Source organism: Bradyrhizobium sp. Rc2d (genome assembly GCF_900099855.1).
Classification (GTDB): Bacteria; Pseudomonadota; Alphaproteobacteria; order Rhizobiales; family Xanthobacteraceae; genus Bradyrhizobium.
On sequence record NZ_FNCU01000012.1, the window covers coordinates 18,533 to 42,850 of the forward strand.

Annotated in this window: 23 protein-coding genes; 5 read left to right on the forward strand and 18 right to left on the reverse strand. The window is 64.0% G+C overall.

The window, feature by feature from the left end; translation table 11 throughout:
- Nucleotides 1–31: 31 nt before the first annotated feature.
- The 3 genes from BLV07_RS16605 to BLV07_RS16615 are packed head-to-tail and all read left to right on the forward strand — an operon-like array spanning nt 32 to nt 1,994.
- Nucleotides 32–1,120 carry an LLM class flavin-dependent oxidoreductase gene (locus tag BLV07_RS16605; protein ID WP_091887454.1) on the forward strand — a complete coding sequence of 363 codons (1,089 nt, stop codon included), beginning with the start codon at nt 32–34 and terminating at the stop codon, nt 1,118–1,120.
- A 26-nt stretch (nt 1,121–1,146) separates the two neighbouring features.
- Entirely contained in the window at nt 1,147–1,671 is a 525-nt protein-coding gene (locus tag BLV07_RS16610; RefSeq protein WP_091887456.1) for a flavin reductase family protein, read from the forward strand.
- Nucleotides 1,672–1,697: 26 nt separating this feature from the next.
- Complete coding sequence (locus BLV07_RS16615; RefSeq protein WP_091887458.1) at nt 1,698–1,994, forward strand: hypothetical protein; 297 nt, start codon at nt 1,698–1,700, stop codon at nt 1,992–1,994.
- Between the two features lie 104 nt (nt 1,995–2,098).
- Here the strand turns inward: BLV07_RS16615 and BLV07_RS16620 are convergent, their stop codons facing one another.
- The 18 genes from BLV07_RS16620 to BLV07_RS16705 form a co-directional block, all read right to left on the reverse strand.
- Nucleotides 2,099–2,488: an NUDIX hydrolase gene (locus BLV07_RS16620; protein WP_091887460.1), complete on the reverse strand. Its 390-nt coding sequence runs from the start codon at nt 2,486–2,488 to the stop codon at nt 2,099–2,101.
- Nucleotides 2,489–2,544: 56 nt separating this feature from the next.
- Complete coding sequence (locus BLV07_RS16625; protein WP_210187799.1) at nt 2,545–3,498, reverse strand: zinc-dependent alcohol dehydrogenase; 954 nt, start codon at nt 3,496–3,498, stop codon at nt 2,545–2,547.
- A 208-nt stretch (nt 3,499–3,706) separates the two neighbouring features.
- A complete protein-coding gene (locus BLV07_RS16630) occupies nt 3,707–4,654 on the reverse strand; it encodes a sugar-binding transcriptional regulator (RefSeq protein ID WP_210187800.1) in 948 nt (315 codons plus the stop codon).
- A 99-nt stretch (nt 4,655–4,753) separates the two neighbouring features.
- Entirely contained in the window at nt 4,754–6,283 is a 1,530-nt protein-coding gene (locus BLV07_RS16635) for an alkaline phosphatase D family protein (RefSeq protein ID WP_091887464.1), read from the reverse strand.
- On the reverse strand, nt 6,280–7,041 hold the full coding sequence (locus tag BLV07_RS16640; protein ID WP_091887466.1) for a glycerophosphodiester phosphodiesterase family protein: 762 nt from the start codon (nt 7,039–7,041) through the stop codon (nt 6,280–6,282). The genes BLV07_RS16635 and BLV07_RS16640 overlap by 4 nt, the downstream gene beginning before the upstream one ends.
- Nucleotides 7,042–7,050: 9 nt before the next feature.
- Entirely contained in the window at nt 7,051–7,971 is a 921-nt protein-coding gene (locus BLV07_RS16645; protein WP_091887468.1) for an ABC transporter permease subunit, read from the reverse strand.
- A 4-nt stretch (nt 7,972–7,975) separates the two neighbouring features.
- Complete coding sequence (locus BLV07_RS16650) at nt 7,976–8,920, reverse strand: ABC transporter permease subunit (protein ID WP_244551127.1); 945 nt, start codon at nt 8,918–8,920, stop codon at nt 7,976–7,978.
- A 92-nt stretch (nt 8,921–9,012) separates the two neighbouring features.
- On the reverse strand, nt 9,013–10,344 hold the full coding sequence (locus BLV07_RS16655) for an extracellular solute-binding protein (RefSeq protein WP_091887472.1): 1,332 nt from the start codon (nt 10,342–10,344) through the stop codon (nt 9,013–9,015).
- Nucleotides 10,345–10,480: 136 nt separating this feature from the next.
- Entirely contained in the window at nt 10,481–11,989 is a 1,509-nt protein-coding gene (locus BLV07_RS16660) for a glycerol-3-phosphate dehydrogenase (RefSeq protein WP_091887474.1), read from the reverse strand.
- Entirely contained in the window at nt 11,989–12,738 is a 750-nt protein-coding gene (locus BLV07_RS16665) for a class II aldolase/adducin family protein (RefSeq protein ID WP_091887476.1), read from the reverse strand. Before BLV07_RS16665 ends, BLV07_RS16660 begins: the two co-directional genes overlap by 1 nt.
- A 19-nt stretch (nt 12,739–12,757) precedes the next feature.
- Nucleotides 12,758–13,798, reverse strand: a complete 1,041-nt coding sequence (locus BLV07_RS16670) for a 2-hydroxyacid dehydrogenase (RefSeq protein WP_091887478.1) — start codon at nt 13,796–13,798, stop codon at nt 12,758–12,760.
- The gene (locus tag BLV07_RS16675; RefSeq protein ID WP_091887480.1) at nt 13,791–15,371 is read right to left on the reverse strand and encodes an FGGY-family carbohydrate kinase; all 1,581 of its coding nucleotides are present in this window, start codon (nt 15,369–15,371) and stop codon (nt 13,791–13,793) included. The genes BLV07_RS16670 and BLV07_RS16675 overlap by 8 nt, the downstream gene beginning before the upstream one ends.
- 2 nt (nt 15,372–15,373) lie before the next feature.
- The gene (locus tag BLV07_RS16680) at nt 15,374–16,489 is read right to left on the reverse strand and encodes an ABC transporter ATP-binding protein (protein WP_176945581.1); all 1,116 of its coding nucleotides are present in this window, start codon (nt 16,487–16,489) and stop codon (nt 15,374–15,376) included.
- Nucleotides 16,490–16,505: 16 nt separating this feature from the next.
- Nucleotides 16,506–17,612, reverse strand: a complete 1,107-nt coding sequence (locus tag BLV07_RS16685) for an ABC transporter ATP-binding protein (RefSeq protein ID WP_091887482.1) — start codon at nt 17,610–17,612, stop codon at nt 16,506–16,508.
- A gap of 4 nt (nt 17,613–17,616) precedes the next feature.
- Nucleotides 17,617–18,474, reverse strand: coding sequence for a carbohydrate ABC transporter permease (locus BLV07_RS16690; protein WP_091887484.1), 858 nt, complete (start codon nt 18,472–18,474; stop codon nt 17,617–17,619).
- A gap of 17 nt (nt 18,475–18,491) precedes the next feature.
- A complete protein-coding gene (locus BLV07_RS16695) occupies nt 18,492–19,418 on the reverse strand; it encodes a carbohydrate ABC transporter permease (protein ID WP_176945595.1) in 927 nt (308 codons plus the stop codon).
- A 129-nt stretch (nt 19,419–19,547) separates the two neighbouring features.
- Complete coding sequence (locus tag BLV07_RS16700) at nt 19,548–20,987, reverse strand: extracellular solute-binding protein (RefSeq protein WP_091887488.1); 1,440 nt, start codon at nt 20,985–20,987, stop codon at nt 19,548–19,550.
- 23 nt (nt 20,988–21,010) lie between these two features.
- Nucleotides 21,011–22,009, reverse strand: coding sequence for a sugar-binding transcriptional regulator (locus tag BLV07_RS16705; protein ID WP_091887784.1), 999 nt, complete (start codon nt 22,007–22,009; stop codon nt 21,011–21,013).
- A 167-nt stretch (nt 22,010–22,176) separates the two neighbouring features.
- On the opposite strand from BLV07_RS16705, the gene BLV07_RS16710 reads away from it, so the two are divergent.
- Both BLV07_RS16710 and BLV07_RS16715 read left to right on the forward strand, forming a co-directional pair.
- Nucleotides 22,177–23,457: an FGGY-family carbohydrate kinase gene (locus BLV07_RS16710; RefSeq protein ID WP_091887490.1), complete on the forward strand. Its 1,281-nt coding sequence runs from the start codon at nt 22,177–22,179 to the stop codon at nt 23,455–23,457.
- A complete protein-coding gene (locus BLV07_RS16715; protein WP_091887492.1) occupies nt 23,454–24,308 on the forward strand; it encodes a TIGR01459 family HAD-type hydrolase in 855 nt (284 codons plus the stop codon). Before BLV07_RS16710 ends, BLV07_RS16715 begins: the two co-directional genes overlap by 4 nt.
- Nucleotides 24,309–24,318: the final 10 nt, after the last annotated feature.

Below are 24,318 nucleotides of genomic sequence, written 5' to 3' on the forward strand. Positions count from 1 at the left end.
AAGCGACTGGTCATTGGCGGAGGATGCATCCATGGAATTCGGCGTATTCATCTTGGCTCAGCAGCGCGGCTATCATCAAAGCTCGCAGCTGGTCATCCACAACGCTGTCGAACAGACCGTGGCGGCTGAAGAGGCCGGCTTCGATACCGCATGGTACGCCGAGCATCACTTCAACAATTACAGCCTGTGCCCCTCGCCGCTGATGATGGTCGCGCACTGCGCCGGCCTCACCAAGCGCATCCGGCTCGGCACCGCGGTCTGCGTGCTGCCGCTGTATCATCCGGCGCGGCTGCTCGGCGAGATCGGCTTTGCCGACACCGTTTCGAACGGCCGCCTCGATCTCGGCATCGGCTCGGGCTATCAGCAATTCGAGTTCGACCGCTTCGGTGTCGACCTCAAGGATTCGCACTCGCTGTTTGCCGAGTTCTACGACGTGCTGCATGCCGGCATGCAGGAGCGGATCTTTTCCTATGCCGGCCAGCACCTGAAGATTCCGCCGACCTCGATTGCCGTGCGCACCGTGCAGACCCCGATGCCGCCGATCTGGGTAACGTCCGGCCATGCCGAGACCCTCGGCCGCGCCATCCGCGACAACCACAATCTGTTCGTGACCGCTCTCCTCAATGGCACCGATGCCATCAAGGCACTGCGCGAGCGGCTCGAAGGCATTGCGGCCCAGGAAGGCCGGTCGATCGACGCCACCCGCTTCGGCTTCCTGCGCTGCGCCTATGCCAGCGACAACGACAGCGAGGTCACCTCCTATCTCGACAATGCCCGCTTCCAGCGCCGGCTCTCCGAAAGCCTGAAATTCCGCCGCGCCCAGAGCGACGACGGCTATCTGATCAAGGAACAGGCCGGGCCCAACGACATGAGCCTGGAGACGATGCGCAAGAACCTGCCGGTCGGCAGCGTCAATCAGGTGATCGACCGCATGCTGGAGGAAATCAGCATCCTCAAGCCGTCGCATATCGCGGTGCAGACCCAACTCGGCGACTTCGACCAGCGCACCATGCTGAAGCAGATCGAGCTGTGGGGCAGCAAGATCATCCCGGCGATCCGGAAGGAACTGCGCAGCGGCCGCAAGGATGCGAAGGTCGCCGGCGAAGCGGTGTCGGCTTGACGTCGGCAAGTCCGGAGGTGTTGGCCATGGCTCACCAGAAGTTTCCGCAAGGAACCGGTCGCCACTCGGTCGATGCGGCGGAGTTTCGTCGTGCCATGGGCAATCTGGCCGGCGGCGTCGCCATCGTGGCGACCGGCACGGATGCCGACCGGCGAGGGCTGACGGTTAGCTCGGTCACTTCGCTCTGCATGGATCCGCCCTGCCTGCTGGTCGGCATCAATGCGAGCTCCGAGACCCATGACGCGATCCTCGCCAATGGCAGCTTTGCTGTCAGCCTGCTCGGCAGCGGCCAGCAGGATCTGGCGCTGCGCTTCGCCGGCCGCGACGGCGTCAAGGGCGCCCGGCGTTTTGCGACCGCGCCCTGGGACCAGGGCCTGCTCGACGTTCCCGTGCTGCGGGATGCGATCGGCGCGGTCGAATGCGAGCTCTACCAACACCAGGCGGTCGGCACTCATGGCATCTTCATCGGCCGGATCGTGGCGACGCGCGGCGGCGACGGCGGCCCTCTTGTCAATTTCCAGGGCGCGCTGCGCACCCTGCTGCATTCGTGATAGAGACGGCGCGAAAGGGCAGAACCATGATCATCGCATGCTCGTCCAACGAGGTCCGGCTGACCGAGCCGTCCGACTTCCGCAAATTCAAGCTGGTGCTGAAAGGCCAAGCCGCCGCGCAAGCCGCCACGACGAGGGGAATCATCTTCGTCGATGACAGCAACGTGCTTGTCCCCATCGATCTTGCCCCGACACTGCCCGGACGCCCCGACGACAGGACGTGGGACGCGGCTTACGCCGACATGGTTGCGAAGGCTCGTGAGCATGGGTGGATCGAAACGACGAGCAATGCCATCCGAGCACATGTCGAACGCGAGCCCTAGCTTCGCGCCGTGATGCTTTTTTTGGAGAACTTCACCAGGGAGGAAATCGGGGAACGGCTCGGGCTCACCGGGGCACGCACCATCGCAGAACGGTCGCCAACAATTTAACGACGTCCTCGCCTTGGAAACAACCTATCGCGAATGTAGCGCGAGGTCGGAGTCAATCCGGCGCCATGCGGCTTACGCCAAACTGCTCTATCGATCTCCTTCTTGTCGCCGACCTTCAAGCGCCCTGACACTTTCTTTGCCAGGAAAATCGCATCACTCATGCGGCGACCGGACCGGCGGTTCTTCGCCTTCACTTCCTTCCAGAGTTTCAGCGGTCCAAGCTTCAGCTTGGGGAGTTCCTCCTTGATCTCACGACGAAGGCAGCGCCTGTCGCTCTCGCCAGCTCGCCGGCGGCCGCCTGGAAACATCCAGAGCCCGTCGCGCCTGCGTCTTACCATCAGGACGCGGCCTTTCTTTGCGACGACCAGCTTCGACGATTTCGCCATCACGACCAGTCCTGCTGCACCCGCTCTGCCAAACTCTTGGCAAGATCGCGCTCAATTTATGGGCAAATGATCGCCTTGATGATTCCATCTCGTCGCGCGACCTGTTGCTCGAACGCGGCGGGCGTCTGGTCGAGCGAGAAGCGGTGCGTCGCCAACGGCGTGAGCTTGACCTGCCCTCCCTGCGCAAGCGCGATGGCCCGCGGATAAACCTCCGGCATGCGACGCGAAAACTTGATCGACAAGCCCTTTCGGCGCGACTCCGCACCGCTCAGGATGTACTGGTTGTTCTCGGGAATGCCGACGAGAACGAGCCGGCCGCCGATACGCGCACAGCGCGCCGCATGCTCGAAACCGTGCGAGGAATCGGTCGCCTCGATCACCAGATCGACGCCGCGGCCTTCGGTGACGTCCCCGACCCCGACGTAGCTACGGCACGCCACATCCGCACCGAGGTCGCACGCCAGCGCAGTACGTTGCTCAACCGGGTCGATCGCAATGATCTTTCCGGCACCGGCGAGCCGCGCGAGTTGCACCAACAACAACCCCACCGGCCCGCAACCAAGCACCGCCACAGATTCAAGAAGTCGTGAACGCGCCAGGTCCATGGCATGGATCGCGACGCCGAGTGTCTCCAGGATTGCTGCGCCGGCCGGGTCGATGCTGTCAGGCACCAAATGCACGGCGGATCTGGGCACGCAGACAAATTCGGCCATGGCGCCATTGTGTGGCGCGTAGCCGAGAAACTTCACGTTGGGGCAAAGATTGGTATGGCCGCGGTGACACCATTCACAATGGCCGCATGGAATGGAAGGATCGACCGCCACCAGCGCATCGGCCGACAGTCCCGCCTTGCGCGCCGAGTCCGGCGTGAGGACACCCGAGAATTCATGGCCCAGGACGAACGGCTTGACGCGCGTCGGGCCCGTCGTTCCACCCTCGAGGTAGGAATGCAGATCGCTGCCGCAGACACCGACCGCTTTGACGCGGACGATGAGATCGTCCTCCGCCACCGGCCTCGGTTCGGGAATATCGAGGACGCGGATATCGCGAATGTCCTGGAGCACCGCAGCGCGCATGTCGACGCCATCTCTCATTGAGCAATTGTCGTTGTTATATTACATATGTAATCATGACGTGACAAATGCTTTTGCACCTCTCCGGGACAGCACGGCGCGATCGCGCCAGGGCACGAATTTGACACTCGTTGCGAAAACGGAACTACTTTTGCTTGTCGATCAGCTTCAGCGCGGCGATGGCGGCATTCTCGTCCGTCACCAGGACCTTACCGATCCGGCCGCGTAGTACCGCGGCGATGATCGGCGCCTTGTTGAGGCCCCCGGCGATCAACATCGAGGTCGGCACGCGCGCCAACTTTTCGAGCGGCAGCGCGATGGCGCGGCTGTTGATGCCGTGATCGATCGGCCGGCCGGACTTGTCGAGAAATTGCGCGAGCACGTCGCCGACGGCGCCTGCGGCCCGCAAATGCTCGATGCGTACGTCCGGCGGCAGACCGTGCCGCACCAGCAGCGACCGCGGGGTCAGATCTCCCATGCTCAACAGCGCAAGATCGATCTGCTCGACGCTGTTCAGCACCTCCTGATAGACCTCCTGGGCCAGGAAGGTGTCACGCGAGCGCCGGCTGCTGGCAAAAATCGGGGCGGCCAAATAGCTGCACTGGGCGTGCAGCCGGTGCGCGAGCTCGCCCGCGATTTCGAAAGTGTTGAGCTCTAGTCCGCGCGACAGGCCGCCCATCATCGACACGATGGAGAGATCGGGATAGTCCGCCGGCGTGACGTAGCGGATGGTCTCGCGCAAGGTCGCGCCCCAGCCGATACCGATGATACGCGGGCGCTTCTGCTCAAGGAATTTCGACAAATACGCTCCCGCCGCCATCCCGATCAGGCTTCCGACCTGCTCGGGGTTCTCCGGGGTCGGGATGACGACTGCGTCCTCGAGGCCGCACTCGCGACGCAACCGGTGCTCCAGCTCCGTGCAGCTCGCAAAGGCGGAGTTGAGGCTGATGTTGACGATGCCGGTCTGCCGGGCATCCGACAACATGCGGTTGACGCGCGCACGCGTCAGCCCCAGCCGCTCGCCGATCTCGGCCTGGGTCAGGTTCTCCATGTAGTAGAGCCAAGCGACCCGCAGGATGGTTTGATCAGTCACGGCGCAGCCCCCCGCAGCGGCCTCAAGGCATAATCAGACGTCGGAGCATTTGAGGCGATCTTTCGGTGGTCGTCAAATGCGGGGCCATGCGGACGCTCGTCATGCGGCCTTCGCCCCCGGCACGCCGTCCTCGACCACAAAGGTCGTCAGCCGGCGTACGGCGCTCTTGACGTCCTTGACGTCGTCGAGCGCCTCGAATCCTACAGTGCAATGCCGGGTGTCGAGGTCGACGGTCGCATAGCCGCGCTTGTCGCCACGCGCATAGACGAGATGTTGATTTTCCGCCAGCGCCTTGCGCACACCGGTCTCGCTCGGCCCGTCCGAGCTGATGGAGGTGCCGACGAACTCGGTCGCGATGGTCGGACCATCCGGCCGGGCAAAATCATGCTTCAGATCGGCGGTAAAGAAGGCGTGACGGTCGCCGCCGATCACGATCGGATTGCGTCGGCGATGCGTGACGAGCGAATCAAGGAGACGACGGCGGGCATTGGGATAGCCGTCCCAGCCGTCCATCCAGAAATGCGCGCCATCGTCCCCTTCCCGCTTGTCCTGCGCCATCAATGTCTGCTGCGCGACGATCGTCCAGCGGCCGCGACAGTCGCGCAGGCGCGCATCAAGCCATTGTTCCTGTCGCTCGCCCAGCATCGTCCGCGCCTCGTCCGTCCGGCCTGCACAGTCGGTCGCCCAAGTCGGACGCCTGCTTCCGACACAGGCCGATGCCGAGCGATATTGCCGGTCGTCGAGCAGCAGCACGTCGAGCATGTCGCCGAAGCGATAGTGCTCGTAGATCGTGGCATCCGCGCCCCGTGGGCGGGCCGAAGGCGGCAGTGGCATGTGCTCGTAATAGGCCTGATAGGCCGCCGCACGGATCTTGAGGAACTGGCCGGGATCGCGCACGGTGTAGGAGCGATCATTGGCATAGTCGTCGGTCACCTCATGGTCATCCCAGACCGAAAGCCAAGGAAAGGCAGCGTGCGCCGCTTGCAGGTCAAGATCGCTTTTGTAGAGCGCGTAGCGGTTGCGGAATTCCTCGAGCGTCGTCGGGATTCCGACGCCGTGCTGGCGGACGTGGTGCGATCCCCAGGATTTCTCATAGATGTAGTCGCCGAGATGCACGATCAGGTCGAGATCGCGTGCGGCCATGTTGCGGTAAGCGGTAAAATAGCCCTGCTCGTATTGCTGGCAGGATGCGAAGGCAAAACGGAAAGGACGCCCGGACTCGGCCGGTGCGGTTCGGGTGCGACCGACCGGGCTAAGCGCCGGACCGGCGCGGAAGCGGTACCAGTAGACGCGATCGGGCCGCAATCCCGTCGCCTCGGCATGCACGGAATGCGCAAACTCCGCTGCCGCCCGCACGACGCCGCGGGAGGCGATGCGCGAGAAGGCTTCGTCCTCAGCAACCTGCCACTCGACGTCCACCGGAGCGTCCCGCATGCCGCCGCCTTCGAGAGGTTGTGGCGCAAGGCGGGTCCACAGGATGACGCCATCCTGTCGCGGGCATCCGGACGCAACACCGAGAGTGAACGGATCTGCACTGAAAGAGACCGGCACTCCCCGTACGAACCCGGCCGGCGCAGCGAAGGCGACGCTCGCCAGCGATCCCACGAGAAAGCGGCGGCGGGCAATCATGGACGCCCGGGCGCGGTTGCGAGCTTGCGGCGAATGCTCACGGCGAGATCAGGCCGGTCGGTCGTGATCTGCCGCACTGGTTGGGCAAGCCAGTAGGCGATCTCCTCTGGCTCATTCGTTACCCATGCGCCGAGACGCTCGGATCCGAGCACTTGAAGGGCGAGCGGCAGCGTGAGCCCCAGAAGCGATTTTTCAACCGCGACGATGCAGCCGGGAATGGCGGCAAATTGCGCCAGCGCCGACGCTATCCCACCCATCATCTCCGCCGAACGGCGGTCGAGCGAGGCGAGCACCCGCGCCTCCGGACATAGCCGGCGCACGGTCTCGATCACGCCCGGCACGAAGCAGGTGATGACAGCACGCCGTTCCAGACCCCGGCGCCTGATGTCGTCGATCAGCCGCGCCTCCAGACCCGAATAGGGATTGCCGAGCGCATCCGTCTTGATCTCTATGTGGAGCTCAAGCGTCGTTTCGACGAACACGTCGAGCACGTCGTCCAAGGTCGGAATGCACTCATCGCCGGCGTCGCGAAGACGCGTCGCCGTCAAGCGCCTCAGACTGCGCTCGCCAACGGGTCCGCTATCGAACGTGGTGCGGTCGAGCAGCGGATCATGGATCACGACCAGCCCGCCATCCGCGCTTTGATGGACGTCGAACTCGACCGCATCGACCCCCTCCCTGCATAGGTTGCGGAAGCCCGTCAGGCTGTTCTCCGGCCAAAGATTGCGGCCGCCGCGATGCCCGGCGATGAAAACCATGATCGATCCCTACTTGCTGCTGTCGATAAGACCCTTGATGAACCAGCGCTGCAACAGCAGGACGACCAGCGCTGGCGGCAACATTGTGAGGAGCGCGCCGCTCATGGCGATGTTCCAGGCCGGCTCGCTGTCGGAGCGCGGAATCAGCCCCTTCAATGCAATGACCGCTGTGGCCATGTCCTTGTCGGTCGTGAACAGCAACGGCCAGAGATACTGATTCCAGCCGAACAGGAACAGGATGATGGCGAGCGCCACCATGTTAGGCACCGACAGCGGCAGCAGGATGCTCCAGAAGAAATGCAGCGGCGACGCACCGTCCAGCCTCGCCGCCTCGCACAGCTCGTCCGGGACCGTCAGGAAGAACTGGCGAAACAGGAAAGTGGCGGTGGCTGAGGCGATCAGCGGCAGGATCAGCCCGGGATAGGTGTTGACCATGTTCCATTCGAGCGAGATCGCGATGTCGTGACCGCTGATCCAACCCCACAGATCCGCCAAATGCAGGGTGTCGACGAGCCATTGCAGAGGCAGCGCTGCATTGGCCACGGCTTCGAAAGTCGGCACGATCCGAACCTCGATTGGTAGCATCAGCGAGACGAAGATGAGCCAGAATGCGAGCATTCGGTAGCGGAATCGAAAGTAGGTGATCGCGAAGGCCGATAGCAGCGATACCGCGATCTTTCCGGCGGTGATGCCGAGTGCCACGACGATGGAGTTGGTGAAGGTGCGGCTGAAATTGCCCTTGCTCCACGCCAACTGCAGATTGTCGAAGAACTGGCTGCCCGGGAGCCACGGCAGCGGCACCTTCTGCACCTCGGCGACCGTAAGCGAGCCCGCTACGAACGCGAAATACAGCGGAATGCAGACCGTCAGCGCACCGGCGATCAGGATCGCGTGGCAGACCATGCTAAGGACCGGTGAGCGCTCGACCATACGGCTAGACTCCGTAATTGACCTTGCGGTCGAAGTAGCGGAACTGCAGCAGCGTGCAGATCAGCGCGAAGCTCATCAAAAGAACCGATTGCGCGGCCGACGAGCCGAGGTCGAGATTGACGAAGCCATCGACGAAGACTTTGTAGACCAGGATGTTGGTTGCGCCGGCCGGACCGCCTTTGGTGACGGCATCGATGATGGCGAAGGTTTCGAAGAAGCCATAGATGAAGTTCATCACGGTGAGAAAGAAGATGGTAGGCCCAAGCATCGGCAGCGCGATCGAGACGAAGCGCCGGACCGGACCGGCGCCGTCCACCGCGGCGGCCTCCATCAGCGATACCGGCACCGCGAGCAGACCCACGACCAGGAAGATGTAGTCGTAGCAGATGTGCTTCCATGACGCTGCGAGCGTCACCAGGATCAGTGCGTCGGTCGGATTGAGGTTGGGATCCCAGGCAATGCCGAACCCGTGCAGCACCTGCGCGAGCGGGCCAACCGCCGGATTGAACAGGAAGGCCCACAGGATACCGGCGATCGCGGGCGCAATCGCATAGGGCAACAGAATGATCGTGCGATAGATCGAACGACCGCGCACAATCCTGTCGGTGGCAAAGGCCAGCACCAGCGCGCTCCCCAGCGTGAGTACGTTCTGCGCCACCGTGAACCAGAACGTCACCGCGATCGACTGGCGATACTCGCTACTCGCAAACAGCATCTTGAAATTGTCGAACCACACGAACTGGACGCTGGTTCCAAAGGGATCACTGAGCAGGACGGATTGCATCAGCGCCCGCAGCGACGGGATGAAGAAGAAGAACAGCAGGATCAGCAATTGCGGCAGCAACAGCAACGTCGGCAGGCCGGGGCCATCGCCGAAATTGGCTCGCTTCAGTCCTGCCTCTTGCTCACGGCGCCGCGCCTTTACGGATGCGCGGGATCCGCCAACCACCGCACCCGTCCCGACCTTGGACTGGCCGCCCCCGTGCCTTCTCTGAAGCACGGGGGCGCGCCCATCACGCCAAGGAATGGATAGTCGTAAAGTCATGGATGCTCGGTTTCCGGAGTCTTCCCGGCGTTGAGCTTCTCGAATTGGCGCAAGATCTCGTTGCCCCGCTTGACCGCGTCATCCATCGCCTGCTGCGGCTGCTTCTGACCGGAAAAGACAGCCTCCACCTCCTGGCGCTGGGCCAGCATCGTCTGCACGAAATTGCCGAAGCGGAAGCCGCGCGAGTTCTCATTCGGCGTGCCACGCGAGAGCTGTAGCACGGCAATTTCTCTGGTCGGGTGATCCTTGTAGTAGCCACGTTCCCGCGCAAGCGCATAGGCCCGGTTCGTGGCGGGAACGTAGCCGGTTGCGCCATGCCACCACACCTGGGTTTCCGGCTGGGCGACAAAGTTCAGAAAGGCCGCGACGGCCTCGTATCGATCCGGCGTGTGGCCCTTCAGGACCCAGATGGCGCCGCCGCCGATGGTGCTATTGAGGGGCGGATTGACATCGCTCTCGTGCGGCAGGAAGGTCGCGCTCCAGTTGATGGTCGCGTTGCGCTCGATATTGCCGTGCGATGCGGTCGAATTGACGAACGTCGAGCACCGTCCCGACGTGAACAACTGCTCTGGGCTGAAGCCCTGGCCCGCGATCTGCATCACGCCGTCGTCGAGCCACTTCTTCAAGCGCGCGACTTGCGAGACCACCTTGGTTTTGTTGTAGACGAACTCGGTCCCAAGCCCGTCAAAGCCGTTTGCGAGCGTGCCGTAAGGCTGGTTGTTGATGGCGCTGTAGTTCTCAAGCAGGCTCCAGTAGAAATCGCCGGGCAGCACCGTGCCGCATTCGCTAATGCCCTTGGACTTGATGGTGTAGAGCTGCTTCTCCAACTCCTGCCAGGTGTCGGCCGGCTTGTCGAAACCGGCCTTCTGGAAGTGATCCTTGTTGTACCAGAAGATCGGCGTCGACGAGTTGAAGGGCATCGCCGACATCCGACCCTTGTAGCTCCAGAAGCTTGCCACAGGCTTGATGAAGTCCGAGAAGTCGATCTTGTAACCCTTCTGCTCCATCAAGTCCTGAACGGGTACTACGGCCCCCGAGAGCAGCATCGTCATGTAACCGCGCTCGGCGATCTGCACCATTTCCGGTGGCCGCTTGGCGCGGTAGGCGGCGATCACCCCGTTGGTCACCTCGTCATAGTTGCCCTTGGCAACGGCGACGACGGTGTATTTGTCCTGCGATGTGTTGAACTTCTCGACAAGCTCATTGAGCCGGTCGGACAGGACGCCGCTCATGGCGTGCCACCACTGCACCTCGACCCGCGCCTGTACCGGACCGGCCAATGCCAACGCGCCGAACAAGGCCGCAATGAATGCGACTTTCCTACCCATAGGCAGCCCTCCCTGGCCGGGCAGGACGCCCGGCTTTTACATTTGTATTCCTATCATGACATATGTGTCGAGATGATGAAAGAGGGTCGGCTCGCGTCGGGCAGCTTTCGCCCGGCCTGGCGCGGGCACAGGCGAATTAGATAAAGCTCGCAAAGGCGTCCCGTTGCGCCGCTGTCAGATGCAAGCCATGTTTGGTACGCCGATCCAGAAAGTCCTGAGGCTCCCTGGCCCACTCGCTCTCGCGTAAAAACGTGGCCTCACGTTCGTAGAAGTCTCCACCGAAATGCCGACCGAGATCGGCCGAGACGCGGGCCGAACCAAGCAGTTCGCGCGCCCGCGTGCCATACAGGCGCGCATAATGGTGGACCAGCTTGCGCGGAAGGTCGGAATATTCGCCTGCCAGCTGGACGATGAAGGCATCGAAGTCACCACCGATGTCGCCGCCGGGCAGCGGCCTTCCCGCCGTCCAGCCCGGCGACATCTTCGGAAACCATGCCTCAAGTCGCTGCAACGCATGCTCAGCGAGCCGACGGTAGGTCGTGATCTTGCCACCGAAGATCGAGAGCAGCGGCGGCACGCCCTGCTCGCCGTGAACCTCGAAAACATAGTCGCGCGTCACCGCGGACGGATTTTCGGCATTGTCGTCATAGAGCGGCCGAACACCGGAAAATGCATGGACGATCTCCTGCTCCGACGGGGGGACACGAAAGTAACGGCGCAACACGCCGAGCAGATAGGCGATCTCGGTGTCGTCGATCTCGACGTCCTCGGCGCGGCCATCATAGGAGATGTCCGTCGTGCCGATCAGTGCGAGGTCTTTCTCGTAAGGATTGACGAAGATGACGCGACGGTCCTCGTTCTGGAGCAGATAGGCCTGCGCTCCGCTCCAGAATTTCGGCACCACGATATGGCTGCCCTTGACCAGCCGCACATTGTGCGACGAATTCAGCCCGACGACATCTTGCACAACGTCCTGGACCCACGGCCCCGCCGCGTTGACCAGCGCGCGCGCCCGGACGGTGTGCCTGCCGCCGTCATCCCCCTGCATCTCCAGCTGCCATGCGTCACCTTCCCGGCGCGCACTTAGGGCGCGGGTGCGGGGCAGGATGATGGCGCCGTTGCGCGCGGCATCAACCAGATTGAGGATCACGAGCCGTGCGTCATCAACCCAGCAGTCCGAATATTCAAAGCCACGCCTGAATTCGGAGCGCAGCGGCGCGCCCTCCGGCGCATGCGCGAGATCGAGACCCCTGCTCGACGGCAGCCGCTTGCGGCCGCCGAGATGGTCGTAGAGAAACAAGCCGGTGCGGATCAGCCAGGCCGGCCGCTGCTCCGGCGAGTGCGGCAGCACGAAGCGCATCGGCCAGATGATGTGCGGCGCGGACGCGAGCAGCACCTCGCGCTCGATCAAGGCTTCGCGCACCAAGCGAAATTCATAATATTCGAGATAGCGCAAACCGCCGTGAACGAGCTTGCCCGAGCGCGACGAGGTGCCTTCGGCAAAGTCACCCTTCTCGCACAGCAGGACCTTCAGGCCGCGGCCCGCCGCATCGCGCGCGATGCCGGCTCCGTTGATGCCACCGCCGATTATCGCGATGTCGACCAGCCCACGATCCCTGCCCGCGTGCGGCGCAGCCTCCGTCATCACGTCCTGCTGCGCTTCTTCTCGATCCGTTGTCGCGCGGCCGCCCTTGCCGATGCGCCTGCCTTACCCGGCTTTGCCTTCGACGCCTTGGATTTGGGTTGCTGGAGGCCATAGGTTGAAAAGCCCTTCGCCGTGTCGGCGATCTCGGCTTCGCTGAGAATGTGCGGCGACCCCAATGCAAGCGACAGATAATATTGACGCGCGATGGTCTCGAGCTCGACCGCCAGCCACATCGCCTTGTCGAGGTTTGCGCCGACCGCGATCATGCCATGATTGGCCAGCAAGCAGCCGTTGCGGCCTTCGAGCGCGCCGAGCGCCAGCTCGGATAATTCCGCCGTGCCGTAGCGCGCGTAGCCGGCGCAGCGGATGTCATTGCCCCCGAACGCTGCCATCATGTAATGGCAAGCCGGGATCGGCTTGCGCGCAATCGCAAGCACCGTGGCGTAGGTGGAATGGGTATGGACGACGCTGCCGACGTCGGGACGGCCGCGCATGATGTCGAGATGGAAGCGCCATTCGGTCGACGGCTGCAACGGGCCATCCCAGAAGCCGTAGTCACTTTCAAGCGGCATCGAGGCGATCATCTCGGGCTTCATCGCGTCATAGGGCGTCGCCGATGGCGTGATCAGCATCCGATCTTTGTACCGGGCGGAGATGTTGCCTGACGTCCCCTGATTGAGCCCTGAAGCGTTCATCCATCGGCACTTGGCGATGATCGCCTCGCGCAACTGTCGCTCCTCACGGGTCATGGCAAGATACCTTTCGTCTTCAGCACGGATTGAGCGGCGGCTCGCCGGCGAGATAGCGGCGAACCTCTTCGGCTGCCTGATCGGCAGCAATGGTGACGGTGCGCAACGAGGCCCCCGCAATGTGGGGCGTCAGCGTGACGTTGGGCAGCTGCAGGAGCGGCCAGTCGGCCGGCACCGGCTCCACGGCAAAGGTGTCGAGCATGGCCCCGCCGAGGCGCCCAGTGGAAAGCGCCTCGTAGAGCGCCGTGTAGTCGACCAAGGGCCCGCGCGCCGTATTGATGAAGATGGCGCCCGGCTTGACCTGCGCCAACGCCGCGCGATCGATGAAGCCGGTGGTCTCGGCGGTCACCCGCGCATGCAGGCTGATCACATCGGCGCGCGCCAAGAGCTCGCTCAAGCCGACGTGCTCGACGCCGTCATTGCGATCCTGCGCGCTGAGCTGGACGTATGGATCCGCCACCAAGATCCTGCAGCCGAACGCCTTGAGCAGTTTCACCACCCGGGTGCCAATCGCGCCGTAGCCGACGATGCCGACGGTCATCTCGCCGAGCTCGCGCCCGGTGCGATCGGCGCGGTAGAGATCACCGCGCCATTCGCCGCCGCGTAAGGATTCATGCCCACTGCGGATCAGGCGCGTTTCGGCGAGAATGGCGCCGATGGTGAACTCGGCCACCGCACTGGCATTGCGGCCGGGCGTGTTGACCACGAGCACCTTGTGATCGCGCGCTGCCTGCATGTCGATGTTGACCGGGCCGCCGCGCGACACCGCAATGAACTTAAGCTTCGGCAGCCGCTGCAGCATCGACCGCGAGATCGGCGCGAGATGCGTGACCAGCAGCGCGGCATCGCCGATGAACTCCGCGACCTCATCCGGGTCGCCCATGAACTCCTTCAATCCGTCGAGCTTGGAGCCGGCATAGCCGTGCTCCATCGGCTCGTCCGGCCAGGGTTGCTCCAGGACGCGGATGTCGATGTCGTTGCCGCAAGCCGCCGTGATGCGTTCGGCAAAGACGCTCGGCAGCATGAAGCGGTCACCGACGATGGCAATGATCTTAGGCATGACCGGCTCCCGCACGCACGGCCGCGAGTTGCTTCCAGACCGGCCGCGCCGCGAGCCTGGCCTCGAGATAGGCCGGAAACAGCCGCGCATAGTGCGACGCCAAGGCCGCATCCGGCGTTTGCGGCGCGGCGAGATACGGCCGCACCCACACATCCGTACAGGCGGTCATGTCCGGATAGAGACCGGTCGCTACCGCCGCGATCATAGCGGCGCCCGCGGCTCCCGCTTCGCCGCGGCTACAGACACGAACGTTGCATTCCAGCGCAGCGCCAAGGATCGCGCCGAGCGCCCGGCTTCGCGCCGCACCACCGGTGATGCGCACGTCCCGCGGCAGCGCGCCCATGGCGGCGTAGCAATCACGGGCGGCGAAGGCGAGCCCTTCCATGACCGCGCGCATCAGATCCCAATAGCCGTGGCGTGTGCGCAAGCCCAGGAATTGCGCACAGGCTTCATGGGCGACGAATGGGCCGCGCTCGCCGGCATCGGAAATGAAGGGATGGAATAGGAGCTCGCCGGGCCGCGCCTCGAGCACGTGGTCGTCGAGTCGACGGATCAGGTCGGCGCGCGAACGCGTAATGCCCTCGGCGGCGAGCAGGTCGCGCGCGAGGTCGAGGAGCCAGTCGATGTTCAGCGTCGCCGCCATGTTCGATTGCATCTGGGCATAGTGACCGGAGACCGGAAACGGCATGGTATAGCCGGTCGCCTCGGCGTTGAGGACCACCGCATCGGCGCTTGGCGCCAGCCGCATATGCATGCCGGTCGAGCCGATGATGGTGCAGCCGACATCCGGCGCCGGATCGTAGAGCCCGGCCCCTAGCGCATTGCAGATGACGTCGACATAGCCGAGCGAGACCGGAACGCCCTGCGGCAGTCCGATCTCGAGCGCTGCGCCGGCATTCAGCGGATGCGTGGTCACGACGCCGTCGACGACGTCCGGAAACAGGGCCATGCAATCGGCGATTCCGATCAGGCGCGCTGTTTCCGCGTCAAAGCGGCGCTTGCGGAAATCGCCGCAGGAGAACGTCGCCTCCGACGGATCGGTCGCACGCTCGCCGGTGAGCAGGAAATAGAGCCAGTCCTTGCAATGAAAGGCCGTGCGGGCGCGCGACACGCTCTCGGGCGCATGCGCCTGCAACCAGGCCAGTTGCGGCCCCTGCTGGCAGGCGTTCAGCCCCGAGCCGGTCCGCCGATACAGCGCCGCATTGCGCTCGCTGGCGCGGATGTCCCCGACGAGACTGGCAGCACGCGAGTCGAGCCAGAGCAGGGCCGGCGCGACGGGCCGCCCATCATCGTCGATCAGCCAGGTGCCATCGCCCTGCCCTGTCACCGCGATGGCGGCGAGCCGTGAGGCAAGATCGGGTATCGCCGCTCCCAGACCGCGCAGTGCGGCGACGGTATCGTTCCAGGTGCGCGTCATATCCTGCTCGACATGTCCGCCGGCCGACGTCGTGTAGCTGTTCGGAAGCGCGTATTCGCCGAGCTGCCGGCCATCGCGCGTGAACGCCACCGTCTTGATCAAGGAAGTGCCGGCATCAATGCCGATGATGACGTCGCGACCCGGCTCGGTGCTCATGATCAAGCTGCCTCCGCGTGGCGAATGCAGTTGCCGTCGGCGCCGAACACATGAAGGTGCCGCGTCTCCAGCGCGAAGTGAATAATGTCTCCGGGTCGCGCGGCGATCTTGTTCGGCGTCACCGCGATGAGGAGACGGCCCTCGCGTTCGCCTGCGACATGCGACTGGTCGCCGAGCCACTGGTTTGAGACGACGCGCACGCGCACATCCCCGTTGCCGACGGAAATCTTCTGCGGCCTGATGCCGATCCGGACACGCGGGCTCTGCTCGAGCGCGCGGCCCGCGGCCGGGTCAAGCGTCTGCCCGTCGAGCTGGAACACGACATCCGGGCCGATCGAGAGACGGAAGCCGCCGTCCGCGCGAGCGACTTCGGCCTCGAGCAGGTTCATCGGTGGCTCGCCGATGAAGCTCGCAACGAACAGATTCGCGGGATGATCCTTCAACTCTCGTTCGCTTGCGAACTGCTGAAGTACGCCGTCTTCCATGACTGCGATTCGGTCGGCGAGCGCGCTCGCCTCGGTCTGGTCATGGGTGACGAATATCGCCGTCATCCCGCGCTCGGCAAGCAGCCCCTTGATCCGGCCGCGCAGCACCGCGCGGAGCTGCGGCTCGAGCTGGCCCATCGGCTCGTCCAGCAGATACAGATCGGCATCGCGCACCAAGGCGCGCGCCAGCGAGACTCGTTGCTGCTGCCCTCCGGAGATCGAGCGCGGATAGCTGTTGAGAATGTCCTCGATTTCCACCAGCCGCGCGATCGCCTCGACCCTGCGGGAGACCTCGCCATGCGAGAGCTGCTGCGCCTTCAAGGCGAAGGCGATGTTTTCGCGAACGGTGAGCGGCGGGTAGAGCGAATAGCCTTCAAAGGCCATCGCTACCTTGCGCCTCGCCGGCGGCAATTCGTCGATCCGGCGCTGGCCGAGCGTGATCGTCCCCGAGGTGACGCTCTCGAAGCCCGCGATCATCCGCAGGGTCGAGGTCTTGCCGCAGCCCGACGAACCCAACAGCGCGACGATCTCCCCCTTGTCGACCTCCATATCCAGCGCGCGCACGGCGTGAACCGGCGGCTTGCCGCGGCTCTGGTAGACCTTGTCGACCTTCCTGATCTCCAACACGCCCATCCTCACAGCGCTCCCATCATGCGGCCTGCCGCCGAGGCGACAGGTCCAAACGCAGGCCTGTCGTGCGGTCAAACAAGAGAGCCGCCTCCGGCGCGAACCGAACGAAGACGCCATCCTCCGCACTTGCCATGGCGGAGTCTTGTGGCAGGGCGGCCAGCCATTCGGTCCCGTCGGAGAAGCGCAGCAGCAGCACGGCTTTTTCGTGCATCGGCGTGATGGCGACGATGCGCGCCGGAATGGCGTCTTCGCTTGGTTGGCGGGTGATGACGAGATCATCCGGACGCACGCCAAGCCAGCACGGACCATGATCGACAGCCGCGCGGTCGGCGGCATCGAGGCGAACGAACGTCCCCGCCACCTCCGCGCTGAGACCGCCCTGCCCTGCGGCCGGCTCGACCTCTGCCAGATTGATGCTGGGATCGCCGAACAGGCGCGCGACGGCAACGGATGCCGGCCTGGCATAGATCTCCTCGGGACGCGCGACCTGCACCAGATGCCCGTCAACCAGGACCGCGATCCGGTCGGCGATCGCCATCGCCTCCCGATAGTCCTGGGTGACATAGAGAACGGCGGCCGAGCTCCGCCGGAGCAGGCTCGGCAGTTCGAGCCGCATTTCGTAGCGAAGCTTGGCATCGACGTTGCGCAAGGGATCATCGAGCAGCAGCACATCGGGATTGCCGATCAGCGCGCGGGCAAGCGCGGTGCGTTGCTTCTGCCCGTTCGACAATTCGCGGGGCATGTGGCCCAGCACATGCTCGATCTTCAGAAGCCGGCTGATCGATTTGACCCGGCTCGCGACTTCGGCCGCGCTCGCCCTGGCACGCAAGCCGCTTGCGATATTGGCCTGCGCACTCATGTGAGGAAACAGGGCGAAGTTCTGGAACGCCATGCCGATCCCGCGCTGCTCGGGCGGCGCCCCGACGATCGATTGACCGCCGACCAGAATGTCGCCTTCGTCCGGTTCGAACATGCCAGCAATCATGCGCAAGAGCACGGTCTTGCCGCTGCCGGACGGGCCGAACACCGCGACGATCTCGCCGGGTTCGACGGCCAAGGAAACATCCTCGGCGCAGCGGACCGGGCCGAATGACTTGCCGACGGCGTTGAGTTCAAGACGCGCCATGGCCTCAGCCTTTCACCGCACCGAGCGACAAACCCTCGACCAGATAGCGTTGCGCGTAGAGCGCCAGCAGCAGGGTCGGCGTGACGGAGAGCACGATCGCGGCTGCGATCTGGCCGTACTGAATGCCTGAGGCGGTGACGAAAGCCAGCGCACCGACGGTGACCGGCTGCTTGTCGGCCGAGGCCAGGATCAGCGCGAACACGAAATTGTTCCAGCAGAAGATGAAGGAGAGCAGACCGGCCGCCGCGATGCCGGGCCCGGCGAGCGGCACCGCGATCCGCGTGAAAGCCTCGCGCCAGGTATGACCGGCAAGACGATAGGCGTGCTCGATGTCCGGACTGATGTCCTCGAAATAGCCGCGCACGATCCACAGGATCAGCGGCAGCGCGATGAGCTGATAAACCCAGACGATGCCGAAATACGTGTCGTTGAGCCCGAGCTGCTGGTAGTAGAGCGACAGCGGCAGCAGCACCAGCAGCGGCGGGGCGAAGCGAAACGACAACAGCGTGAATGCGATGGTTTCACCGAGCCGAAACTTGAACCGCGCAAAGGCGTAGGCCGCAGGCACGCCGAGCAGCAAGGCAAGGACCACGGCCGCGCTCGACAGCGCGAAACTGTTCACGAGGTTGCGCATGAACGATATTTCGAGATTCCCGGCGGCGGTCCGGAGCTGTCCTGAAATCAGCGCCTGGTAATTGGCGAGCGTCGGCTCGAAGAGGATGCGCGGCGGAATCCGCAGGATCTGCTCATTGGTCTGGAACGACATCAGGAAGATCCAGACGATCGGAAACATGAAGAAGACGAGCACAAGCGCGAGCGCGACGCCGCGGAAGATACGACCTGCGAGACTGGAATGATCCATCGCCGTCTTCCCGTCCCTCACGCGTGGCCGTGGGCGCGCGCCCGCAGCCGCAGCCAGTTCTTGATGAAGATATTCGAGAGGATATTGGTGATCAGCCACAGGATCATCAGCAACGCCGCCGAACGTCCGACATTGGTATATTGAAAGAATTCGAGATAGGCCTGGACCTGGAACACCATCAGCCGATCGCCGGGGCCGCCTTGCGTCATCGCATAGACGATGTCGAACTGCTGGATCGAATCCAGCAGGCGAAACAGCGAGGCGGTGATGATGTAGGGCGCAAGCATCGGCAGCGTGATGCGGAAGAAGACGAAGCTCGCCGGGACACCATCGAGCGCCGCTGCCTCGAACGGCTGGCGCGGCAGCGAGCGCAAGCCCGCCAGGAGCAGGATCATGATGAAGGGCGTATAGACCCAGACATCCACCAGCACCACCGTGAACAATGCAGTCGAGGGATCGGATGCCCATTTGAAATCATGCACGCCGAATAGGCTCACGAGATAGGATAGGATGCCAAAGCTCGGGTTGGTCATGAGCTTCCACATCAGCGCGGCGATCGCGGGCGCCGTCATCAGCGGCAACAGCAGGACGATCGACACCGCGTTATGGAAGCGTGTGGGACGCCGCAGCAGCAAGGCGATGCCGAGGCCGAGCAGCAGTTCGAGCACCACTGTCAGTGCGGTATAGATGAGCGAGATGCGAAGCGTATTCCAGAAGGCGGGATCGGAGAGAAAATCGATGTAATTGTCGATCCCGATGAAACCGCGCAGATATGGCAGGTTCAGCCGGTAGCGCTGGAGCGAATAAACTGCCGCCGTCACGAAGGGAACGAGGATGGCGATGCAGACGAGCAGAGCCGGCAGGCTCAGCACATAGGGCAGCATCCGCCCACGCAGCCTCGTGGTGCGGCGCGGTAGCACATTCGTCTGGGACAATTGGACCATGCTCATGACGATACCGGATCACGCATTGGCTTCAACACCGCCGGCCCGGATCGGTTGGGCGTTCCGAACCGGCGGGTTGGCGTGGCGCGGAGGAATCGGGCACCACGCGAGGCGCCGATGGCGGCAAAGTCAGCCAAGGCCTGCCTGCTTGAGCTGACGATTGATGCTGTCGGCTAGCTTGTCGAGCCCCTCGTCTACGCTGACCTCCTTCGCCACCATCTTCTGGAGCGAGGCGGCCCATTCCGTCGTCAGGTCGAAGAACAACGGCTGGGCCGTGAAGTAGATCTTGGCGCCCGGCGACGACAGATCATGCTGCTCGAGATAGCCCGGATAGGACTTCGCGATGCGGTCACGGAATTCGCTGTCCTTCCACACCGACGCGCGCACCGGATTGACGAAATCCATCTTGCGGGCTCCGAACAGATCGTGCTCGGTCGAGGCTGCCCATTGCATGAACAGCCAGGCCGCGTCCTTCTGCTTGGAGAAGCTGGAGAGCGCGAGCGACCAGATCCAGACGTTCGGCGTCGGCGCCTTGGCGGCTGGGTTCGCGGCGAACGGCGCGTAGCCGAGATGTCCTCTCTCCTTGTTCTCGCCGCCATTCATGAAGTAGCCGAGAATATCGGCGTCGAAGATCATGCCGGAGGCGCCGGCGCCAAGGTCCGTGCCGACCTGGTACCAGGTGTAGGTCGACCAGTTCTTCGGGCCCGAGGTCTGGATCATCTTGACCCATTTCTCGTGGAACTCCTTGGAGGCCTTGGTGTTCATGGCTGCCTTCAGCTTGCCGCCTTCCATCACGAAGTCCTTCTGGCCGAAATTCGAGTAGGCCGAGAGGAAGCCGGGATGGATCGTGGCCCAGGAGCGTGAGCCGCGGACGCCGACGCCATAAGGCCCGCCCGCATCCTTCGTGATCTTGGCGGCGACATCGAGCATCTCGTCGAGATTCTTCGGCGGCTTGACGCCGACCTTGTCGAAGATGTTGCGGTTATAGGTGATGTTGTTGAGCTCATAACCCCATGGAATGCACCATTGCTTGGCCTTGCCCGAGCCGAGCTCGGAGCCGGCAACGCCGTCCCACGCGGTCGAGGAACGAAGGCCGGGAAGCACGTCGTCCCAAGCAAAGGCCGGGTTAGTCTTTGCGGGGTCCTTGATATAGGCGTTGAGATCCTCGATCCAGCCGGCCGGACCGTAGGTCCAGGTCATGTAGGCGCCGGTCATGAAGGCGTCGTACTGGTCCGATTTCGAGGACAGCGCCGCGGTGACCTTGTCGAAATAGACATCCTCCGGGAAGATATCGTAGGCGACGTTCATCCCCGTAAGCGACTTGAAGGCTTCGATATCGCCAATCATCGCATCGACGTAGGGATGCTTGTTCAACAGCAGCTTGACGGTCTTGCCGCTATAGGCCTTCCAGTTGAAGTCCGCCGCCATGGCCCGCGACATCGCGGCGACGTAGGCGGAGTTGGCGGCAACGCCGGCAATGCCGAGCTTTGCGGCACCATCCAGCAGATCACGCCGGCTGATGCGCTTGGCGGCGTAGGAATCGAATAGATTCTTCTCGCGATCGTACATGAGCAACCTCCCGTTATGAGCGTTTACTTTCCCTTCCGACCTTTATTCCTGGTCTTGGTAGTCTTGCCGGATGTTGCCTCCGGCTTTTCCGTCGCGAGGGCCTGAGCGGTCGCCTCGTCGATGATGAGGCCGTGCAGGAGACGGCTGCGCAGCACCGCGCGCAGAGCCGTGACCTTGGCCAGCCCGCCGCCGATGGCGACGATGCGATGCTTCCTGAGGTCTGTCGCTTCCATCGAAGTCGCGCGCGCCGACAGGTCGATGTCGAGCACTTCGCCATCGGCGTTGAAAAAATGTCCGAGCAGGTCGGCGCAAGCGCCGGCACGCTTCAATTCGACGACCTCGTCCGGCCTGATCATGCCGCTCGAGACCAGGAAGCCTTCGGCATGGATTTGTCCGATGCCGACGAATAGGAGCGAGGCCTTGCGCGCGAGCGCGAACACGTCCGCGATGCCATATTGCTTCATCAACACGGCACGATCGGCGACCGAATTGGCGAACACCGGCACCGGCAGAAGATAAGCCTCCGCCCCGGTACGCTCCGCCAGCCGATGAATCACGTCGAACGGATTTGCGGCGAATTTCCGCGTCAATCCGCCGAGCAAAGAGACGAATTGAACGTCCCGCGCCGGCGTCTGCGGCAACTGCTCGACGACCGCGGCGAGCGTGCGGCCGTGACCGACGCCGATGATCTTGTCCTCGCCGCGCTCCAGGACCTGCCGCAGGAAGCTCGCGCCTTCGAGCGCCAGCGCTTTCAGCGGCAGGTCGCCCTCGCCGAGATCCGGCGCGACGCGGCAGAAAGAAAGGCCGTAGCGCTCGGCCAATGTGTTCTCCAGCGCGACGCATTCGGCCACGGGCCCCTCGACGAAGACGCGGATCATGCCCTCGCGGCTCGCGCGCGCGATCAGCCGGTGCGCCTTTGTGCTCTGGATGTTGAGGCGATCGGCGACCTCGGACTGGGTCAGCCCGGCGGCGAAATAGAGCCACGCCGCCCGCGTTGCGAGCGACGCCTCACCGTCAACCATCGGCAGCCTGTCGGAAGGTATCGCCACGCCGGAAAAGCCCGCTTGCAATTTTCTTCACGTCTTGCAAAAAATTGCAGAGGCGGATTGGAACGTCAATCCCCCAAACGTGCTGCGGTGCAATCTTGTTGCGCTATCAGCAGTGGTTGCCATCACGCTGTGGAGGTCGAATGGCAGGCGTGTTCCTCGGCATCGACGTCGGAACCGGCGGCGTTCGCGCCTGCGCCGTCGATGCGCGCGGCGCCAAGCTCGGAATGGAATCGGCGCCTCTTCCCCCGCCACGACAGACCGGCAACGCGATCGATCAGGATCCGGAACTCTGGTGGGATGCGACGGCTGTCGCGATCCGCAAGCTCGGCCGCACGATCGATCTCCAGGCCGTCGAGCGCGTCAGCGTCGACGGCACGTCAGGCACGCTGCTGATGATCGACGCCGCGGGTCGGCCCTGCACGCCGGGGCTGATGTACAACGATGCGCGCGCGGCAGCGGAGGCCGCCCGCATTGGGGCCGTGGCCCCCGCGGACAGCGGTGCGCACGGCGCGAGCAGCGCGTTGGCGAAGCTGCTGTATCTGTCGGATCGTGCGGAAGCGGGCCCGGCGCGTTTTGCCGTGCATCAGGCCGATTGGATCGCGGGGCGGCTCGCCGGACGTCACGGCATCAGCGATGAGAACAACGTCCTGAAGCTCGGCTACGATCCCGTGACACGCACCTGGCCAGCCTGGCTCGACGAGCTCGGCGTATCCCGCGAACTGCTGCCGAAGGTGCTGGTACCGGGAACCCCCTTTGCGGATATTGATCCCGAAATCGCAGCCACGCTGGGCCTGTCACCGGCAGTGCGCATCGCGGCCGGCACCACCGATGGTGTCGCCGCCTTCATCGCGACCCGCGCCGATACACCCGGCGATGCCGTGACCTCGCTCGGAACGACGCTGGTCGTGAAGCTGCTGGCGACCCGGCCGATTTTCGCCGCCCATCAGGGCGTCTACTCGCACCGGCTTGGCGAGCGCTGGCTCGCAGGCGGCGCCTCCAATTCCGGAGGCGGAGCACTGCTCGCGCATTTCACCGCCGCCGATATGGACCGATTGACACCGCAATTGCAGCCGGAGACGCCGACCGGGCTCGACTACTACCCACTGCCCAAGCCCGGCGAGCGCTTTCCAATCGCCGATCCAGCGTTGCCGGCAAGGGTCGCGCCGCGCCCAGCGGACGACCATCGCTTCTTCCAGGCGCTACTCGAAGGCATCGCCGGGATCGAAACCCTCGCCTATCGGCGCCTGGCCGAGCTCGGAGCGCCAAGGCTGCGACGCGTCATCAGCATCGGCGGCGGGGCGAAAAACACGGCTTGGACCGAGATCAGGCGGCACGCCCTCGGCGTTCCCGTGAGCGTTGCCGAAGAGACGGAGGCAAGTTACGGCGCGGCGCTATTGGCACTGCAAGGCGGCCCGCCATGATGGCCGATATCATCGACATCGAAGGTCTCGCCATGATCGCGGACCGCTTCGATCACGTGCTGCTCGATCAATGGGGCACGCTGCACGAAGGCCAGGCCGTCTTTCCCCTGGCGCGCGACTGCGTTGTGCGGCTGCGCCAGGCCGGCAAGCGCGTGCTTGTGCTGTCGAACTCCGGCAAGCGCGCGAGCAGCAACGCGGCACGGCTTGCCTCGCTGGGCCTTCCAGCGGACGCCTATGACGGCATCCTGACGTCCGGTGAGGTCACCTGGCACGGCCTGAAGGCGCGTGCGCAGCAGCCCTTCATCGCATTCGGCCGCACCTGCCTCCTGGTCGCTCGCGGCGGCGATCATGCGATCGTCGATGGGCTCGACCTCAATCTCGTCGCAGACGTTGGCAAGGCCGACTTCATCCTACTCGCAGGTCTCGACGACGCCGTCGCCGAGCCCGAGCACTGGCGCGCATGCCTGACTGAAGCCGCTGCACGCGGCTTGCCGATGCTGTGCGCCAATCCCGACCTCGCAATGTTCGGCGCCGCCGGATTGATCCCCGCCCCCGGCGCATTGGCTGGCTTCTACGAAACGCTGGGCGGCCGTGTGGCCTATGTCGGCAAGCCGCACGCGCCGATCTTTACGGCAGCGCTCGAACGGTTGGGCCAACCGAATCCGGCGCGCGTGCTGATGATCGGTGACAGCCTCGACCACGATGTCGCCGGCGCCCGCCGCGCCGGGATGCTGACACTGCTGCTTAGGTCCGGCGTGCACCGCGATCAGACGCCGGGTGAATTGGTACGACAACCGCCCGGCGCGGATGCGCGGATGCCGCACTGGACGATGGACCATCTGGCCTGGTGAGAGGCGCGCG

Excerpts from the sequence above, each read along its gene's own strand:
- BLV07_RS16605 (WP_091887454.1), top strand. The coding sequence starts at position 32 with ATGGAATTCGGCGTATTCATCTTGGCTCAGCAGCGCGGCTATCATCAA.
- BLV07_RS16610 (WP_091887456.1), top strand. The coding sequence starts at position 1,147 with ATGGCTCACCAGAAGTTTCCGCAAGGAACCGGTCGCCACTCGGTCGAT.
- BLV07_RS16615 (WP_091887458.1), top strand. The coding sequence starts at position 1,698 with ATGATCATCGCATGCTCGTCCAACGAGGTCCGGCTGACCGAGCCGTCC.
- BLV07_RS16620 (WP_091887460.1), bottom strand. The coding sequence starts at position 2,488 with ATGGCGAAATCGTCGAAGCTGGTCGTCGCAAAGAAAGGCCGCGTCCTG.
- BLV07_RS16635 (WP_091887464.1), bottom strand. The coding sequence starts at position 6,283 with ATGATTGCCCGCCGCCGCTTTCTCGTGGGATCGCTGGCGAGCGTCGCC.
- BLV07_RS16640 (WP_091887466.1), bottom strand. The coding sequence starts at position 7,041 with ATGGTTTTCATCGCCGGGCATCGCGGCGGCCGCAATCTTTGGCCGGAG.
- BLV07_RS16645 (WP_091887468.1), bottom strand. The coding sequence starts at position 7,971 with ATGGTCGAGCGCTCACCGGTCCTTAGCATGGTCTGCCACGCGATCCTG.
- BLV07_RS16655 (WP_091887472.1), bottom strand. The coding sequence starts at position 10,344 with ATGGGTAGGAAAGTCGCATTCATTGCGGCCTTGTTCGGCGCGTTGGCA.
- BLV07_RS16660 (WP_091887474.1), bottom strand. The coding sequence starts at position 11,989 with ATGACGGAGGCTGCGCCGCACGCGGGCAGGGATCGTGGGCTGGTCGAC.
- BLV07_RS16665 (WP_091887476.1), bottom strand. The coding sequence starts at position 12,738 with ATGACCCGTGAGGAGCGACAGTTGCGCGAGGCGATCATCGCCAAGTGC.
- BLV07_RS16670 (WP_091887478.1), bottom strand. The coding sequence starts at position 13,798 with ATGCCTAAGATCATTGCCATCGTCGGTGACCGCTTCATGCTGCCGAGC.
- BLV07_RS16675 (WP_091887480.1), bottom strand. The coding sequence starts at position 15,371 with ATGAGCACCGAGCCGGGTCGCGACGTCATCATCGGCATTGATGCCGGC.
- BLV07_RS16680 (WP_176945581.1), bottom strand. The coding sequence starts at position 16,489 with ATGGGCGTGTTGGAGATCAGGAAGGTCGACAAGGTCTACCAGAGCCGC.
- BLV07_RS16685 (WP_091887482.1), bottom strand. The coding sequence starts at position 17,612 with ATGGCGCGTCTTGAACTCAACGCCGTCGGCAAGTCATTCGGCCCGGTC.
- BLV07_RS16690 (WP_091887484.1), bottom strand. The coding sequence starts at position 18,474 with ATGGATCATTCCAGTCTCGCAGGTCGTATCTTCCGCGGCGTCGCGCTC.
- BLV07_RS16695 (WP_176945595.1), bottom strand. The coding sequence starts at position 19,418 with ATGGTCCAATTGTCCCAGACGAATGTGCTACCGCGCCGCACCACGAGG.
- BLV07_RS16700 (WP_091887488.1), bottom strand. The coding sequence starts at position 20,987 with ATGTACGATCGCGAGAAGAATCTATTCGATTCCTACGCCGCCAAGCGC.
- BLV07_RS16705 (WP_091887784.1), bottom strand. The coding sequence starts at position 22,009 with ATGGTTGACGGTGAGGCGTCGCTCGCAACGCGGGCGGCGTGGCTCTAT.
- BLV07_RS16710 (WP_091887490.1), top strand. The coding sequence starts at position 22,177 with ATGGCAGGCGTGTTCCTCGGCATCGACGTCGGAACCGGCGGCGTTCGC.
- BLV07_RS16715 (WP_091887492.1), top strand. The coding sequence starts at position 23,454 with ATGATGGCCGATATCATCGACATCGAAGGTCTCGCCATGATCGCGGAC.